At 64.7% G+C, this 17,313-nt stretch carries 16 protein-coding genes; 10 read left to right on the top strand and 6 right to left on the bottom strand.

The features are described from left to right. The first annotated feature begins 73 nt into the window (after positions 1-73). Both CBW50_RS14560 and CBW50_RS14555 read left to right on the top strand, forming a co-directional pair. Entirely contained in the window at positions 74-1,285 is a 1,212-nt protein-coding gene (locus CBW50_RS14560; protein ID WP_157792338.1) for an SO2930 family diheme c-type cytochrome, read from the top strand. Between the two features lie 192 nt (positions 1,286-1,477). Further along, positions 1,478-1,903 carry a Fur family transcriptional regulator gene (locus tag CBW50_RS14555; RefSeq protein WP_076572177.1) on the top strand — a complete coding sequence of 142 codons (426 nt, stop codon included), beginning with the start codon at positions 1,478-1,480 and terminating at the stop codon, positions 1,901-1,903. 18 nt (positions 1,904-1,921) lie between these two features. On the opposite strand, the gene CBW50_RS14550 is transcribed toward CBW50_RS14555, so the two are convergent. From CBW50_RS14550 to zigA, 4 genes are all read right to left on the bottom strand, one after another. Then, a complete protein-coding gene (locus tag CBW50_RS14550) occupies positions 1,922-2,440 on the bottom strand; it encodes a GNAT family N-acetyltransferase (RefSeq protein ID WP_086146224.1) in 519 nt (172 codons plus the stop codon). Between the two features lie 44 nt (positions 2,441-2,484). After that, positions 2,485-2,688 carry a hypothetical protein gene (locus tag CBW50_RS14545; RefSeq protein WP_086146223.1) on the bottom strand — a complete coding sequence of 68 codons (204 nt, stop codon included), beginning with the start codon at positions 2,686-2,688 and terminating at the stop codon, positions 2,485-2,487. Between the two features lie 120 nt (positions 2,689-2,808). Next, positions 2,809-3,813, bottom strand: a complete 1,005-nt coding sequence (locus tag CBW50_RS14540) for a GTP-binding protein (protein WP_086146222.1) — start codon at positions 3,811-3,813, stop codon at positions 2,809-2,811. Between the two features lie 13 nt (positions 3,814-3,826). Then, positions 3,827-5,059: a zinc metallochaperone GTPase ZigA gene (gene zigA, locus CBW50_RS14535; RefSeq protein WP_086146221.1), complete on the bottom strand. Its 1,233-nt coding sequence runs from the start codon at positions 5,057-5,059 to the stop codon at positions 3,827-3,829. Between the two features lie 92 nt (positions 5,060-5,151). On the opposite strand from zigA, the gene CBW50_RS14530 reads away from it, so the two are divergent. The 5 genes from CBW50_RS14530 (at position 5,152) to CBW50_RS14510 (ending at position 11,384) form a co-directional block, all read left to right on the top strand. Further along, entirely contained in the window at positions 5,152-6,342 is a 1,191-nt protein-coding gene (locus CBW50_RS14530; RefSeq protein ID WP_216356357.1) for a hypothetical protein, read from the top strand. A 114-nt stretch (positions 6,343-6,456) separates the two neighbouring features. After that, a complete protein-coding gene (locus CBW50_RS14525; protein WP_086146219.1) occupies positions 6,457-8,553 on the top strand; it encodes a bifunctional 2',3'-cyclic-nucleotide 2'-phosphodiesterase/3'-nucleotidase in 2,097 nt (698 codons plus the stop codon). A gap of 50 nt (positions 8,554-8,603) precedes the next feature. After that, positions 8,604-9,302: a tetratricopeptide repeat protein gene (locus CBW50_RS14520; protein ID WP_086146218.1), complete on the top strand. Its 699-nt coding sequence runs from the start codon at positions 8,604-8,606 to the stop codon at positions 9,300-9,302. A 104-nt stretch (positions 9,303-9,406) separates the two neighbouring features. Next, positions 9,407-9,694 carry a hypothetical protein gene (locus CBW50_RS14515; RefSeq protein ID WP_139842519.1) on the top strand — a complete coding sequence of 96 codons (288 nt, stop codon included), beginning with the start codon at positions 9,407-9,409 and terminating at the stop codon, positions 9,692-9,694. Positions 9,695-9,947: 253 nt separating this feature from the next. Beyond that, entirely contained in the window at positions 9,948-11,384 is a 1,437-nt protein-coding gene (locus CBW50_RS14510) for a catalase (protein WP_086146216.1), read from the top strand. Between the two features lie 113 nt (positions 11,385-11,497). On the opposite strand, the gene CBW50_RS14505 is transcribed toward CBW50_RS14510, so the two are convergent. Next, positions 11,498-11,836: a hypothetical protein gene (locus CBW50_RS14505; RefSeq protein WP_139842518.1), complete on the bottom strand. Its 339-nt coding sequence runs from the start codon at positions 11,834-11,836 to the stop codon at positions 11,498-11,500. Positions 11,837-11,941: 105 nt separating this feature from the next. Continuing rightward, complete coding sequence (locus tag CBW50_RS14500) at positions 11,942-13,126, bottom strand: S1 family peptidase (protein WP_226935643.1); 1,185 nt, start codon at positions 13,124-13,126, stop codon at positions 11,942-11,944. 250 nt (positions 13,127-13,376) lie between these two features. Between CBW50_RS14500 and CBW50_RS14495 the strand changes: the two genes are divergently transcribed. The 3 genes from CBW50_RS14495 to CBW50_RS14485 all read left to right on the top strand — a co-directional run. Further along, positions 13,377-15,413 (top strand): serine protein kinase, encoded by a 2,037-nt coding sequence (locus CBW50_RS14495; protein WP_226935641.1) that lies wholly within the window; start codon positions 13,377-13,379, stop codon positions 15,411-15,413. Positions 15,414-15,415: 2 nt separating this feature from the next. Next, the gene (locus CBW50_RS14490) at positions 15,416-16,651 is read left to right on the top strand and encodes a DUF444 family protein (protein ID WP_086146214.1); all 1,236 of its coding nucleotides are present in this window, start codon (positions 15,416-15,418) and stop codon (positions 16,649-16,651) included. Further along, positions 16,648-17,313: SpoVR family protein (locus CBW50_RS14485; protein ID WP_172404766.1), on the top strand; the 666-nt coding region annotated here is incomplete at its 3' end. The genes CBW50_RS14490 and CBW50_RS14485, both read left to right, overlap by 4 nt.

Here is a 17,313-nt window from a genome sequence, read left to right as displayed (position 1 = left end):
GGCCGCAGCGCGTGCCCGCGCCACAGGGCGCACTATGCTTGCCATCCACTTTTGCGCGTCAGGAGTCCATGATATGAAGACCAGATCGACCTTTTTTGCCACACTTTGCCCCCTCCTGCTCACCATCAGCTTGCTCAGCGCCTGCGGCGGCGGCAAGACCGCCGGGGACGACAGCCTTGCCGCCGAGGTGAAACTGTTTGAACGCACCACCGCGCCGGACAAATTATCGAGCTGGAATTTGGTGCGGAGCGATGGCAAGTTGATGCGGCTCAATGCCGCCACCGTGGCGTATGACTTGAACAGCCCCCTGTTTTCCGATTACTCCAGCAAGCTGCGCGCCATTTATGTCCCCAGGGGCGGCAAGATCAGCTATAACGGCAATGGCGCCGATCCTTTTGCGTTTCCCAATGGCGCGGTCATCGTCAAGACTTTCTATTACCCGAAGGCGGCAGGCAGCGACGCCGGCTACATCGGCGCCCAGGCGGTCAGCCACCAGACGGTACAGGGCGACTCCATCGACCTGGGCAAGAACCACCTGATCGAAACCCGCCTGCTGGTCAAGCAGGCCGACGGCAGCTGGCTGGGCCTGCCTTACGTGTGGGATGACGATCAAAAAGACGCCTCGCTGAAAATCGGCGGCGCCGTCAAACGCGTGGAACTGCTCAGCGAGAATGGATCGCGCCAGAAAATCAGCTATCAAGTACCGAGCGCACAGCAATGCCAGCAATGCCACGCCACCACTTCGGCTGGCGGGGGCGAGCTGCTGCCGATAGGCACCAAGGCGCATAACCTCAACAAGACGTATGTGTATGCGGCCGGTGCAAAAAACCAGCTCGACAATCTCAACGACCTCGGTTTGTTGAGCGGCTATACCGGCGCTGCCGCCGCGCCCAGGGCGGCCGACTGGAGCGATGCCTCGCAAACGCTCGATGCGCGCGCGCAAGCCTACCTGGAAGCGAACTGCGCGCACTGTCATTCCACCACCGGCCAGGCCCAGCAAAGCGGACTATTGCTGGGCTTTAAGCAGACGGCCAATCCGCAGGTTGACGCGATCAAGCGCGGCATCTGCAAGAAGCCGCTGGCCTACGGCGGGCCGGGACTGCCGTACCAGTACGATATCGTGCCGGGCTCGCCGGAAACCTCCATCTTGCTGTACCGCACCAGCCATACGGATTCGGAATCGGTCATGCCCGTGATCGGGCGCGCCTCGAATCACGCGGAAGCGAACGCCATGTTGGGCGCATGGATCGCCGCCATGGCCAGGGCCGAATGTTCGGCGCCCTGAGCCGTGGCGCGTCCGGCGCCGCTGGCGCGGCCCGCCATCGCGGGCATGCCGGCGGCGCCGGCATGCCGAATTGACGTGCAAACCATGACGCGTCTTCATGCGGCGCGGCACGCATGCTAAGATATGGCCCAGAGGGTGCCAGGGGCACGGCGATCACGCCGCCCGCCCGTCCACCCGTAAGCAGGCCATATCATGTTGACATCTTCTTCTACACCGCAAGCCGAATCGCTGATCCGCAACACCAACGCCCGCGTCACCAAGACGCGCGTGAAGGTGCTCGACTTTTTAATGGCGCAAAGCCGTTCGCTGACCCACCATGAAATCCAGCAGGCGCTGTCGCAGGACAGCGATATCGATTCCGTCACCCTGTACCGCGTGCTGGAATGGCTGACGGAAAATGAACTCGTGCACCGCATCGCGGGCGCCGACCAGGTGTGGCGCTTCAGCGCGGGCGCCGGCCACCAGGCGCACGAACACGCGCATTTCCAGTGCACCAAGTGCGCCAATGTCACCTGCTTCAATGAAGTCAAGCTGCCCACGCCCGTGGCCCTGCCCGAAGGCTTCAGCGGCGACGAGGTCGATTACCTGATCAAGGGCCTGTGCCCGCGCTGCAAATAGCGTTTCCGCCTGATTCCGTCACTTGAGCAGCAAGGCCAGGTGATGCTCGTCATAAAACAGCTCGCCCACGCGCATGGACCTCGGCTCCGTGCCGTAGCGGATGAAGCCCAGCGATTCATACAATTGCCGCGCCGAATTGTTTTCCGCATTCACGCTCAAATGCACCTGCAAGATGGCCGGGTCGTTCTCGGCCAGCGCGATACAGGCGGCGACGAGCCGGCGCGCCACGCCCTTGCCCCGCTGGGGCACATCGACAAACACGCCCCATAGCAAGGCCTTGTGCGACAGCTGCCGCATGGCTTCGCGGCGCAGGCCAGCAAAACCGACCAGGCGTCCGCCGTCGAAGGCGCCAAACGCGCGCTGCATGGCGCCGCCGGCGATGCGCTGCACGTGTTCCTCGGGCGTGCGGGCCAGCTCGTCCTCGCGCGACGAGGAAAACGAGCTGGGCGAGTTCTGGATGGCGCGCAGGCGCAGCGCGCAAAAGGCGGCGCTGTCGGCTGGCGTCAGCTGGCGGATGACGATATCGGGTGTGGACATGGGAGGAGTCGGCAGTTTTTTGCCATTATACCCACGCCCTGCCCTCATGCACGCACGCGGCGCAAGCCGTACAAGGTCCAGCCGTACAGGATGGCCACGCAGACGGCGACGATGGGCCAGCCCAGGCGGCGCCGCAACGCGCGCACGACATCCAGCGGGCCGAGCACGGTGCGCGCAGGAGAAAACCGCCGCGACGCCAGGGCGGCGACGGCCACGATGGCCAGCACGGCGAGGCCATGTCCCAGCACGGATCGGCGGCCTGGCTGCGCAAGGTCAGGCCGTTGACGGCGGCCAGGTGGTCCGGCTCCAAACCGTGCCGCATGCCGAGGATAAAAAGCAGCGCCAGGACGGCAAGAGCGCTTCCACGCTCATGCGGCCGCCTGGGCCGGGCTGGCTGACGTAAGCACGCAGCGGTCCAGGCCCCGGATCAGCATGTCCTGCGGCAAGTCGCGGCCAATAAAAATGATCTTGCTGGCGCGCGTTTCCCCGTCGCGCCACGGCGCGCCCAGTTCCGAGCCCATCAGCATGTGCACGCCCTGGAAGACGGCGCGGCATGGCAGGTCGGCAACATATAAAATGCCCTTGTAGCGCATCAGCTGGCTGCCGAACAGTTGCACCACGGCATCGAGAAAATGCTCCACCTGCTGCAGATCAAGGGGCCGGGACTGGTGGTAGACGAACGATTGCACGCCGTCGCCATGGCGGTGGCCCAGTTCACCGAGGAAATCCGGCTCCAGCTCGACGATGGCGTTCAGGTTGAAACCGCGGATGTTCAGGATGTCGCGCAGCGGCACATTGCCGAAACGCACTTTCTGTATGCCGGCGCGGCCATTGATGGCGATCAAACGCTGGCGCAGCGCGGCCAGTTCATCCTTGCCGACCAGGTCCGTCTTCGACAGCAGGATGCGGTCGGCAAAGCCCACCTGCTCCTGCGCTTCCCTGTGCGCCGTCAATTGCTGCTGCGCATGGCGCGCATCGACCACCGTCAGGATGGCGTCGAGCATATAGCACTCGCTGACGGATGGCTCGGCAAAGAAGGTCTGCGCCACGGGACCGGGTGCGGCCAGGCCCGTCGTTTCGATGATCACATGATCAAACGCGATCGCCCCGGCGCTGCGCCTGGCGTGCAATTCTCCCAGGATGCGGATCAGGTCGCCCCGCACGCTGCAGCAGATGCAGCCATTGTTCATTTCCACGATCTGCTCGTCGCTGTCCTGCACCAGCAAGCCGTGGTCGATGCTTTCGGCGGCGAATTCATTTTCGATCACGGCGATGCGCATGCCGTGATCGCCCTGCAATATGCGCTTGAGCAAGGTGGTTTTCCCGCTGCCGAGAAAACCCGTGATGATGGTGACGGGGATCAATTCTGTCATGGCGCGCTCCCGGTCAAGCTAGATCTTCGAGTTCTTCCATCCGCTGCCATAGTGGGAACGGGTCGGGCAGCTGGCGCCAGCCGGCCATGCCCTGGCGCGTTTCCGTGGTGTTGAGTTGACATTTCCTCAAGTCCGCCTCGATGGCGGCCTGGTCCATGTCCTGGCCGATGAAGACGAGCTCCTGGTAGCGGTCGCCATACGTTTCGCTCCAGCCCGCCTTGACTGCCGCCAGCGATGCCGCATCCGTGGGCCAGCGCTCCTGCGGCACGGCCGCCCACCACAGGCCCACGGGTTCGATATTCATCAGCTTTCCCGCACCGGACAGGCTGGCCACCCATTCGGGGCGGCTGGCCAGCCAAAAGTATCCCTTGCTGCGCAGCACGCCGGGAATTGGCCGGGAAATGTAGTCGTGCAGGCGCTGCGCGTGGAACGGCTCCTTGGCGCGGTACACAAAACTGCTGATGCCGTAGGTTTCCGTCTCCGGCGTGTGGCTGCCGGCCAGCTCCTGTGCCCAGCCCGGCATGGCGGCCGCCTGCTCCAGGTCGAACAAGTCCGTGCCCAGGATGGCGTCGAGCGGCACGACGGACTGGTTGGTTTCGAGGATGCGCGCGCCGGGATTCAAGGCTTTTAAAATGGCCAGCACGCGCAGGCGCTCGGCCGCCGCCACCATGTCGACCTTGTTGAGGACGATGACATTGGCAAATTCGATCTGTTCCGTGAGCAAATTGGCCAGCTGGCGGTCGTCGCCCTCGCCCGCGATCTCGCCGCGCTGCGCCAGGCTGTCTTCGCTATGAAAGTCCGTCAGCAGGTTGGCGCAGTCGACGACGGTGACCATGCAGTCGATGCGCGCCACGTCGTTCAGGCTGTCGCCGTGCTCGTCCTCGAAGTCGAAGGTGGCGGCCACGGGCATCGGCTCGCCCACGCCCGTCGATTCGATCAGCAGGTAATCGAAACGGTCCTCGGCAGCCAGGCGCCGCACTTCCTGCAACAGATCGTCGCGCAGGGTGCAGCAGATGCAGCCGTTCGACATTTCCACGAGTTTTTCTTCCGTGCGCGACAGCGCTGCGCCGGCCGCCTCGGCGCCATCGCGGACAAGCGCGGCGTCGATGTTGACTTCGCTCATGTCGTTGACGATGACGGCCACGCGCTTGCCTTCGCGGTTGCGCAGTATGTGGTTGAGCAAGGTGGTCTTGCCGGCGCCGAGAAAGCCGGACAGGACGGTGACAGGGAGTTTGCGCTGGGGCATGGGGAATCCTTCGAATTGGTGGGTGCATGATGGCGGATGCAAATGCAGTTCAATTGCATTGGCGAATTATAATGCAACTTAGTTGCATTGGCATGATAATCGTCACCTGTCATCCTGAACACGCCGCGCTGTCCAGGCCACGCGCTTCAGGGTGCTATAGTGGCATTGCGCCGGCCACGCTATCGAAGCGAGCGCCTGGCGACGGAACGGCTACATTCTCACAGCTCAAGGAATCGATGATCTTACGCAGCCATGCAACGTTTTTCGCACTAGTTATGGTGATGACGGGCAGTGCGATTGCCGCGGAAATAAAGCCCCCGATCAAGCACTATATTTACTTCAATCACCGTGAACCGGACGGGGAAAACATACGCTCGGATAAGGCATTGCACGATGCGCGCTTCAGCGGCGCCCAGATCGTGTACACCTGGCGCAGCCTGGAGCCGGAACAGGACCGTTACGATTTTGCGGCGATCCGCCACGACATCAGCTATCTCGACTCGATCGGAAAAAAGCTGTGGATACAACTGCAGGAAAAATCCTTCACGCCGCGCCATAATGTGCCCGCCTATCTGCTCGGTGATCCGCGCTACCGGGGCGGCATCATCAAGCAGAGCATGCTTTCGGCGCCGGAGCGCGACCCGAACAAAGCGGTGACGGATGACGAATATGGCTGGTCGCCAAAAATGTGGGAAGCGCCGGTACGCGAGCGTTATCAACGCCTGATCCGGGCGCTGGGCAAGGAATTTGACGGGAAGATCGAGGGCATCAATTTCAGCGAAAGCTCGATCGACATCGGCGTTGAAGACAGCCAAGGCAATACGACGTTCCCCGATGATTTCAAGCCGCAACACTATGTGGACGCCATCAAGGAGAACATGCAGGTCCTGGCCGCGGCTTTTCCCCGCACCACCACCATGGTGTATTTGAATTTTCTGCCCGGTGAATGGCTGCCGTGGAGCGACAAGGGCTATATGCGCAGCCTGTTTGCGCAAGCGCAAGCGCTGCAGATGGGCGTGGGCGGTCCTGACCTGATGCCGTATCGGAAAAGCCATATGGGCCAGAGCTACGGCTTTATCCGGGACTATCCTGGGCGCCTGGTCAAGGGCATGGCAGTCCAGGACGGCAACCTGCGCCAGATCAATCCCCGTACCGGGAAAAAAAATTCAGTCGACGATCTGCTCGATTTTGCCCGCCATTACCTGGACCTCGACTATATTTTCTGGGTAGAAGACGAGCCTTACTTCAGCAATGAAGTGCTGAAAAAACTGCCGGCCCATTGACAGGCAGCCGCGCCATCGCGCGCAGCCCAGCATCCACGCGACTTGCACGGCTGTCATCGCCGCGTCATATGGCGGCGTTACAGTCGCGTCCTTTGAATCTTTCCGAGGGCGGTAATGAAAACAAATTGGGTCATGCTGGCGGCGCTGGCAAGTGTGGGTTTGACTGGCTGCAACGGCAGTTCGACGACGGCGCTGGTCATTCCAGAGGGCACGACGGTCACCGTGGCGCTGCTGGAAACGACGGATATCCACTCGAATGTGCTCAGCTATAACTATTACGCGCTGGCCGAAGACACCAGCCTGGGCCTGGAGCGCACGTCGACCCTGATCCAGGCGGCGCGCGCGGAAAATCCGAACACTGTCCTGCTCGACGATGGCGACGTCATCCAGGGCACCCTGCTGGCCGACCTGCAGGCCGTGGCCGCGCCCGTGCCCTGCTCCGGCACCCTGGCCGTGCACAAAGCCATGAACGCGCTGAAATACGACGCGGGCGGCATGGGCAACCATGAATTCAACTATGGCCTCGCTTACCTGAGCCAGATCACCAACACGGACTTTGGCATACCGGGCGTGGCCAAGCCGGCGGGCAACTGCGGCGCGCCCGCCTTCCCTTCCGTGCTGAGCAACGTCGTCGGCGTGGCCAGCGGCAAGCCCATCTTCCAGCCTTACACCGTGCTGCCCCGCGATTTCACGGCCGTCAAGCCCGATGGCGGCAAGCTCGACGTCAAAATCAATGTGGGCGTGCTGAGCTTTGTTCCGCCGCAAATCCTCGAGTGGGATCAGAAAGTGCTCGCCGGCAAGGTCAGCGTGACGGGCGTGCAGGAAGCGGCGAAGCAGTATGTGCCGGAATTGCGCAGCAAGGGCGCCGATATCGTCGTGGCCCTGTCGCATGGCGGCCTGGACACCAGCGCCTACAGCCCGAAGATGGAAAACGGCAGTTATCACCTGACCAGCACGGGCATCGACGCGCTGATGATAGGCCACTCGCATTTGATCTTCCCGAAAGGCAAGGAAGAAGGCGCGGCCGCGCTGGACGCCTCGTTTGCCGCCTTCCCGGCCAGCGCCAGGATCGACGCCGTCAACGGTTTTGTCAACGGCGTGCCGACCGTCATGGCGCAAAGCTGGGGCCGCCGCCTGGGCATCATCAAGCTGACCCTCGCCTTCCAGTCCGGGCGTTGGGTGGTGCAGCCGGCCAGGACGACGGTCGAATCGCGCGGTTTCAAATACACGGATGGCAAGACGCTCGTGAAAGCCGATCCGGCCATCGCGCCGCTGGTGGCCACCGAACACGCGGCCACCATCGCCTACGCCAAGCAGCCGCTGGGCATCAGCACGGATTTCGAGATGTCCGCGTATTTTGCGCTGGTGGGCGATGTGAGCGCCATCCAGCTGGTCAACCAGGCCCAGCTCGACTACGTGAAAAATTTCATCGCCACCAGCACGGATGCCACCTTGTCCAGCTACAAGACCATCCCCGTCATCTCGTGCAGCGCGCCGTTCAAGGCGGGCCGCAACGGGCCGTCGGACTTCACGGACGTGGCGTCCGGCGCCTCGCCGGCCGCGCCGATCGGCTTGCAAGTGCGCAATCCGGGCGATTTGTATTTATATAGCAACAACAACCTGCAAGCCGTGAAAATCAAGGGAGCGGACTTGAAGGCCTGGCTGGAAACGTCGGCCAAGCAATTCGCGCAGATCGATCCGAACGCCACGGCCGAGCAGGACCTGGTGCCGTCGTATGGCACGATTTACAACTATGACGTGTTCTATGCGGAAAACAACGCGCTGACCTACCAGATCGACGTGACGAAGAAGCCGGGCAGCCGCATCGTCAACCTCACGTACAAGGGCGCAGCGGTGGCCGACGGCGATGACTTCATCGTCGCCACCAACGACTACCGCGCCGGCGGCGGCGGCGCCGTGCCCGGCATTGACGGCAGCAAGACCATCATCAAGTCGCCCGATGCCAACCAGGCCGTGGTCAGCAACTACCTGGCGTCGCTGAGCACCAAGGGCGGCAAGGTGACTCTGGCCAACAATGGCAGCGCGCGCAGCTGGAGCTTCGTCAAGACGGCCACGGCCGGCCCCGTGATCCTGCGTTCGGCGCCCGGTCACCTGGCGCTGGCGAAGAGCAGCGGCATTGCCAACGTGGCGTCCGAAGGCGGACTCGACGCCAGCGGTTTTGCCAAGTACGGCATCGACCTGAGAAAATAAGGTCCTTGGGCCGGGACTGCCGCAGTTCCGGCCTGTTTTGATGAAAGCTGATGCAGATGAAACAAGCGCTCTCCCTCCCCGCCCTCGTGCTGGCCGGCGTCCTGGCCGCCTGCCAGTCCTCGCCGCCGCCCACGGCGGCCGAAATCGAAGCCGTCGCCATGCATGCGCGCCAGGCGGACGACCACCAGGCCGAGCGCCGCGTGCGCAGCTGGGCCGGCAAGGACATGCCCGTCGCCAAACGCGAGCTGGCGCTGATTTACCAGCCCCGGCCCGAGCGCCGCGCCGAGGCATTGAGCCTGTTCGAGCAGGCCGCCCGCGCCGGCGACACGGAAGCGGCGTTCGAACTGGGCCAGATGCTGCGAGCGGCCGCACCGGCCCAGGCCTGGCCATGGTACCTGCAGGCGGCGCAGCAAGGCCATGCGAAGGCGGCCCTGATGCTGGGCTTGCTGGCCGCCAACGGCGAAGGCGTGCCGAAAGATGCCGCGATCGCCGCGCACTGGCTGGCCAAGTCCAGCGAACTGGGCAATCCACACGCCATGTTCCTGCTGTACAACGCCTACCGCGAAGGCCGCGGCGTGCCGCGCGACCTGGCCAAGGGCCGTGAGCTGCTGGAAGAAGCGGCCCACCACGAGTACCCGCCCGCCATCCAGGAACTGGCCATGACGGTACAGGCCGACGACGCCCTGCGCGCGGGCCACCTGATGAAGGAAGCGACGGAGCACCGGCACAATAACTGGAACAAGTTTTAAGGCAAATCAAGGCCAGCCCATATTGCTCAGTGGAATGCTTGCCGCAGGCATAAGCTTGCCTGGCACGCACATGTGGTCGTGCGCAATCTCAACGCGAGGCAGGCATGGCAGATTACCGCTTGGGTCCCATGAAAAAGAGCGACTTGCAGTTCAGCTATCCGGACGGCCCGGCGGACGGCGACGACCCGGCCCGGCGCGCCATCCCCGACAGCGTCCTGCTGAACCGCCACGAATGGTATGGAATGCTGTACAGCTGCAACAGCTGGTCCGGCGGCAGCCTGGCCACGGCCTTGAAATGCGAGCGCCTGATCCAGCGCCACTTGCCGGCCAGGATACGGGGCCATGCGGCCGTGCTGGCGTGGCTGCGCGCCAGCTGGTCCCGCTACCGCTGACGCGCTGCGCAGTCACGCCGCCCTTTGCGCCAGGTCTACCGTGTTGGGCTAGACCTGGCTGACGAGCTATGATGATCATGCTGCCTTTCAACAGGCGGCGGGGAAGCAGCACGCCCCGAAGTGGCACACTGTATTTGCTTTTTAGAAATTTGTTACTCTGGACCAGCCAAGGTGAGCGTTGCAATGCTCAGCCCAGCCAGTGTTTGGGCAGGCCCTGACTCGTCCGTCGTCCTCCCTATAAAGAAAGAGTCCAATGAAAAAGCTGACCACCGCCTTTGGCGCGCCTGTTGTCGACAACCAGAACATCCAGACGGCCGGCCCCCGCGGCCCCGCCCTGCTGCAAGATGTCTGGTTCCTGGAAAAACTGGCCCACTTCGACCGCGAAGTCATCCCCGAACGCCGCATGCACGCCAAGGGATCGGGCGCGCATGGCACGTTTACCGTCACGCACGACATCACGCGCTACACGCGGGCGAAGATTTTTGCTGAAGTGGGCAAGCAAACCTCCATGTTCGCGCGCTTTTCCACGGTGGCCGGCGAACGGGGCGCGGCCGACGCGGAGCGCGACATCCGCGGCTTTGCCCTGAAGTTTTACACGGAAGAAGGCAACTGGGACCTCGTCGGCAACAATACGCCCGTGTTTTTCATGCGCGACCCGCTGAAATTCCCCGATCTGAACCACGCCATCAAGCGCGACCCGCGCACCGGCTTGCGTAGCGCCAACAGCAACTGGGACTTCTGGACCTCGCTGCCCGAAGCGCTGCACCAGGTGACGGTGGTGATGAGCGACCGTGGCTTGCCGCGCAGCTTCCGCCACATGCACGGCTTCGGCAGCCATACCTTCAGCTTCCTGAATGCGCAAAACGAGCGTTTCTGGGTCAAGTTCACGTTCAAAACCCAGCAAGGCATACAAAACCTGACGGACGCCGAGGCCGAGGCGCTGGTGGGCAAGGACCGCGAAAGCTCGCACCGCGACCTGTACGAGAGCATCGAAAACGGGGATTTCCCCCGCTGGACCCTGTACGTGCAGATCATGCCGGAAAAAGAGGCAGGCACGTACCACCTGAACCCCTTCGACCTGTCGAAAGTATGGCCGCACGGCGACTACCCGCTGATCGAAGTGGGCGTGCTGGAACTGAACCGCAATGCGGACAACCATTTCGCGGAAGTGGAACAGGCGGCCTTCAACCCGGCCAACGTGGTGCCCGGCATCAGCTTCTCGCCGGACAAGATGCTGCAAGGCCGTCTGTTTTCGTATGGCGACGCGCAGCGCTACCGTCTCGGCGTCAACCACAGTCATATCCCCGTCAACGCGCCGAAATGCCCGTTCCACAGCTACCACCGCGACGGCCAGATGCGCGTCGACGGCAATCAGGGGGGAACGCTGGGCTATGAGCCGAACAGCGAACAGCAATGGGCCGAGCAGCCCGATTTCCGCGAGCCGCCATTGAGCATCGAGGGCGCGGCCGACCACTGGAACCACCGCGTCGACGAGGATTACTACTCGCAGCCGCGCGCCCTGTTCCAGCTGATGACGCCGGCACAGCAGCAGGCGCTGTTCGACAACACGGCGCGCGCCATCTCGGGCGCCTCGGAGCAGGTCAAGCAACGCCACATCGGCAACTGCACCCTGTGCGACCCCGCCTACGGCGCGGGCGTGGCAGAAGCCATCGGCCGGCTCAGCAAGTAAGGCAGGCTGACAGCCGGCAGCGGGAACCTCGGCCGCAAGGCCTGGCAACTGGCCATGCGCCGCTGCCGCCGCAGCGCACCGCGGCGCGCAGGCCCGCCAGGCCGGCTTTGCTGTCAGCGCTGGATATCGATCTGGCCCGTGATGCTCGTTTCCACCGGATAACCTTCGACCTGCAGCGGCACCCGCCGCTTGACGGACGAGTCGCGCAGATACACGACAAGGGCGTCGCGGCCCAGGGCCGTCTGTCCCAGGCTGACGCCTTCCACGCCGTCGATGGCCATCAGCGCCCGCTCGTTGCGCCGCCTGGCCGCTTCCAGGCGCCTGTGCTGCGCGTCAACTGCCGGCTGGCCGCCGCCATATGGGTCCCGGTCGCCGCTCCCCTCCGGGACATACGGCATGGCGGCATCTTCGAAGACGCCGTAGGGCGACTCCATGAATTTACTGTTTGACATGACAACCCCTTCCGATACTGCACCTGACCGTATCATCATCGTGCAAAAGCCCGCCTAGTGCAAGGCCGCCGCGCCATGCGGCGGCGCTGCCCGCCTGCGTAACGCTCAGGTGTACAGACTGATGTCGAGCGCCGCCACGACGCGCCGCATCTGGTTGGCGAACGTGATGTTGCCGCCGCCGGCAAACAGCAGGCCGACGGGATTGCGCTGCTGGTTCCACGTCCAGATGGACGAGCCGGAATCGCCGCCCGCGCTGAAGGCGCCGCTCACGCCCGTGATGGCGATCTGGTCCTGGAACAGCGCGATCCTGCCGCCGCCGTAATTGACGTTGATGGTGGCGCCCAGGCCCGTGACGCGGCCCTGCGTCAATTGCGTCGTGCGTCCCGATTTGCCGACCAGCATGCCCAGCGCGGGCGCCACCAGCGCATTGCTGATACGGAAATACGCGGGCACGCCGCCGCTCAGGTAGACCAGTTCCGGCCGCACGCGGTCAGGCCAGGCCCAGCCGGTGGCGCAATCGACGAAATTGACGCCGCCGCTGAAATTGATGGGCACGAAACGCTCGAGCACGGCGACCTGGTCTTGCGGGCAGCGGCCGCCGTCGATGGGGCCCGGCTGCACGATGCAGTCGTTGAACACGCCGCCGTTGGAATTGGCCAGTACGTGATTGTTGCTCAGGATCATCAGGCGGGTGTTGCGCGGCGGCGTGCGCCCCACGGCCAGGCAGCCGATGGTGCCGGCCGTGATGCGGAAATGCCCGACCGACACGCCGCCCGGCGCCGGACGCAAGCGGAAACGGTGCGGCTGCGCGTCGATCACGCCCGTGACGACGATATTCACGGGCACCTTGTCGCTGGCCACGGCGCGCACGCCCATGGCGCCCACGATGGCGGCCTTGGCGCGGTCGACGGAGGTGGGCTCGGCCACGTACACGGTCAGCGCCGGCATGCCCGGTTCGCCGGACGAGCTGTCGCTGGCGCCTTCGCCCAGGCCGATGGACACGCCCTGGATATTGCCCGCATCGCTGAAGGCGTCGGCCGCGCGCACGCCCGCCGCCTGCGATATGGCCTGGCGCATGCCGTCCTCGATGCTGCGCTTGATCTCCAGTAATTCCATGCTGACGCCGCTCAAGGCGTCCGCTACCTCCGACACGGACGCGCTCTCGATATGGCCGTCGTCATCGCCCGGCGCGGCAAACTGCTGCGGCGCTTCTTCATCGTCCGCACTCTGTCCCCTGCCCGGCGCACTGCCCGGCGGGGCGCTGAAACCGTTGTCATTGCCGATCATCATGTTCTCCTCTTGGGTCGCTGCGAACGTTCAGTGTGGGCCGGCTGTGGCGGACGGTATTGATCTGGATTGAATGGGCGCCGGCGCAGGACGGGCGGCCCGCCCCTGTGCCAACTGCGCTGGAAATAGTTCCCTTTTCTGGCTTGAGCCAGATCAGGCGTGCAACCAGGCTGCGCGCCGTATACTGGATCGGCAGGCTGGGAGCATGGCCTGCACCACGGCAGTGCACGGCAACGGCAAGGATGGAGAAACGATGACGAGCCCAGGTAAGACACGCCTATCCAGCGACAACGATGCGCCCGCGCCGGCGGCGCAGGCGGACGAGGCCGACCGCCATGACGGCCGGGAGCAGGCCGACGGCGAAGACCGGCGCAACCGCTTCATGCACGGCCTGGCGGCGTATGCGGCGCAGCACCGCGGCAACCCCTGGCGCGGCAGCTTTGGCGACTTCCTCGAACACATCCTGCCCACGGGCGCCGCCCTGCTGGCGCGCAGCGCGCACCAGTATCTGTGGGACATGATGCGCTCGAACGGCGACACGGACGGCAGCGGGCGCTTCCGCTGCCGCCTGTTCGACGACGAGCTGTTCGGCATTGACGAAGCCATCGACCGCGTGGCCGCGTATTTCAAGGCGGCCGCCGCCGGTTCCGAGGTGGGCCGGCGCATGCTGCTGTTGCTGGGCCCGCCGTCGGGCGGCAAGTCGACCATGGTGATCCTGCTCAAGCGGGGCCTGGAAGAGTACAGCCACAGCAGCGAAGGCGCGCTGTACGCCATCGCCGGCTGTCCCGTCCACGAATCGCCGCTGCACCTGGTGCCACACAGCATGCGCGCGGGTTTTCGCGCCAGCTACGAGCTCGAGCTGCACGGCGAGCTGTGCCCCCATTGCATGGCCCGCCTGGAAGAGCAGTACGCGGGCGACTTCCTGCGCATGCCCGTCGAACGCATCTATATCTCGGAAGCGGGCCGCTGCGGCATCGGCACGTATGCGCCGCACGACCCCACGACGGCCGACCTGGCCGACCTCGTCGGTTCCGTCGACCTGTCGAAGGTGGCGCAGTACGGCGACGAGGGCGACCCGCGCGCGTGGTCGTGGTCGGGCGCCGTCTACGCGGCCAGCCGGGGCATGCTGGAAATGATCGAAATCCTCAAGGTCAAGCGCGAATTCCTGTACCTGCTGCTGACATTAACCCAGGAAAAGAACGTCAAGGTGTCGCGCTTCCCCCTGATTTACCTCGATGAAACCATCCTCGCGCACACGAACCTGGCGGAATTTCGCAAATTCCTGCAAGAAAGTGAAAACGAGGCCCTGCTCGACCGCATGGTCATCGTGCAAGTGCCCTACACCCTCAATTACCGCGAGGAAGCGCGCATCTACCGCAAGCTGATCCTGTCGGCCGCGCCCGCCTTCCACGGCGTGCACCTGGACCCGCATGTGCTGCACGCGGCGGCCGTGTTCGCCATCCTGAGCCGCCTGCCCGAGGTCGACGACAAGGAAGCGGAACTGGTCAAGAAGCTGCGCGTCTATGCCGATGAAGATGTCGATGACCTGCAGCATGCCGAGGTCAGGCGCATCCGCGAGCGCGACAAGGCGCCCGACGAGGGCCTGGCCGGCGTGTCGCCCCGCTTCGTCATCAACGCCCTGTCGCACGCCATCATCGCCGCCCAGCGCAACAGCCTGAGCACCATGGACGTGCTGCTGGCCCTGAAGGACGGCATCGAGAGCGATGCGCGCATCGAACCGCGGCGCAAGCGCAAGTGGATCGATTATCTCGTGCTCACGCGCAAGGACTTCTATAACCGCTGGGTCAAGGCCGACGTGCACAAGGCCCTGTTCGTCTCGTTCGAGCACGAGGCGCAGGACTTGCTGAACAAATATCTCGATGAGGTCGAAGCCATGCTCGACAACCGGCAGATCCGCGATCCCATCACCAGCGAGGAGCGGCGGCCCGACGAGCGCTTCCTGCGCGCCGTGGAAGAAAAGATCCAGATCAGTGATTCTGGCAAGCAATCATTCCGTCAGGAAGTGGTGCGCAAGGCCATGGGCGCCTTCAAGCGGGGCGAAGCGTTCGGCCTGGGCAGCCATGTGCAGCTCAACGATGCCGTGCAGCAATATCTGTTCGAGCAGCGGCGCGACGTGCTGCGCCTCGTCAGCTCGGCCAAGCGCCCCGACGACGACGTGCGGGCGAAGATTTCCGCCGTCGAGCAGCGCCTCGTCGACGAGTACGGCTACGACGCGCACAGCGCGCGCGAAGCGCTCAACTATGTCACTACCCTGCTGGCCCAGGAGTAACCATGCCCGCCGCCACCACGCCAGACAGGGACAGACGGGACGCCGCGCCGGCGGCGGGGGCCGCAGCGGCCGCACCCGGGCGCACCCTGGCCCAGCCCTGGTATGCGCTGTTCTCGCGCGGCGCGCGCGACTGGCTGCGCCATAACCAGAAGGTGCGCGCCGCCGTGCAGGCGCACTTGCCCGAGCTCATCGCCGGCCCTGACCTGATCGGCGGACCGCAGCAGCGCACCGTGCAAGTGCCCGTGCGCCTGCTCGAACACGCGCGTTTCCGCCTGGCGCCGGCGCGCAACAGCGTGGGCGCGGGCCAGGGCGAAGGCCAGCCCGGCGATATCCTGCGCGCCGCGCGTCCTGCCGGCGCGGGCGATGGCGAAGCGCAGGGCGAAGGCGGCAATGGCGAGGGCGAGGTGCGCCTGCTGCTCGAATTTGCCGTCGACGACATCCTCGACTGGCTGTGGGACGAGCTGAAACTGCCGCACCTGAAACCGCGCCACCTGAGCGCCATCGACGAGGTGCAGCTGCAGCGCGCCGGCCTGGACCGCCATGGCGCGCGCTCGCGCCTGGACCGGCGGCGCACCGTGAAGGAAGCCATCAAGCGGCGCGCCCTGCAGGCCCGGCCCGTGCCCTTCACCAATGACGACTTGCGCTACCGGCAAGTGCGCCAGCTGCCGCGCCCCAGCGCGAACGCCGTCGTGTTTTTCGTGCTCGACGTGTCGGCCAGCATGGCGCAGGCCGAGCGCAAGCTGGCCAAGTCCTTCTTCTTCTTTGCCTTGCAGGGCTTGCGGCGCAGCTATGCCAGGGTGGAAACGCGCTTCATCGCCCATACGACGCGGGCCTGGGAATTCTCCGAGGCCGAGTTTTTCCAGGTCAACGGCATGGGCGGCACCATGGCGTCCGGCGCCTTCCGCCTGAGCCATGAATTGTTGCAGCAACACTATGCGCCCGGCCGCTACAATGCCTATCTGTTCTACGCGTCCGACGGCGAGAACTTCAGCGAAGACCGCAGCGCGGCCAGCCGGGCGCTCGGGGACCTGGCGCCCCTGCTCAATTACATGGGCTATGTGGAAACCGTGCCCGGCACGGCACACAGCCTGGAAACGGAAATGCACCGGCTGTGGGCCGAGCAGGAACGCCAGGGCTTGCCCTTGCACAGCAGCATACTGGCCCGGCCGGACGACGTATGGGCCGCCATCCGCACCTTCTTCCGCCACGAAAGCGCCGGCGTGGAGGACGCGGCATGAGCGGCCGCCATGCCACGCACGAGCATGCCACGGGCCACGCCGGCGACAGCACCGCCCTGGCCCGCTACGCGGCCCGCATCGAAGCGCTGGCGCGGGAACTGGGGCTGGCGTTTCCCCGCGTCGATTTCGAGCTGGTGCCCGACAGCTTCATGGCCGAGATCGCCATCTATGGCTTGCCCGTGCGCATGCGCCACTGGTCGTTCGGCGTGCGCTACATCCACCAGCTGGTACACCAGAAGATGGGCAACTCGCACATCTTCGAAGTCATGTTTCCCGGCGATCCCTGCCACGCCTACATGGCCGAACACAATTCCGTGGCCGAAAACACCCTCGTCACGGCGCATGTGCTGGGCCACGCCGACTTTGCCAGCCGCAACGAACTGTTCCTGCGCTTCGGCGCCATGGCCGGCAAGAATATCCTCGAACAAAGCGCGGCGCGTGCCCGCCGCATCGAGGCGGCCCTGCAGCGCCACGGGCAGGACCAGGTCGAGGCCGTGCTCGACGCGGCGCTGGCCCTGGAACAGCACGTCGACATCCACGCCGCCCTGCACCGCCCTCCTTACCCCGACACGGGCGGCGCGGCCGATGCCGGCCAGGGCGCCGATGCGGGCGACGCCGGTCCCTTCGCGCGGCGCTACCGGCGCCTGCCAGGCGAAGCGGCC

Source organism: Janthinobacterium sp. GW458P (assembly GCF_002127585.1).
GTDB lineage: Bacteria > Pseudomonadota > Gammaproteobacteria > Burkholderiales > Burkholderiaceae_D > Janthinobacterium.
This window is presented reverse-complemented; position numbering and strand designations above follow the sequence as displayed.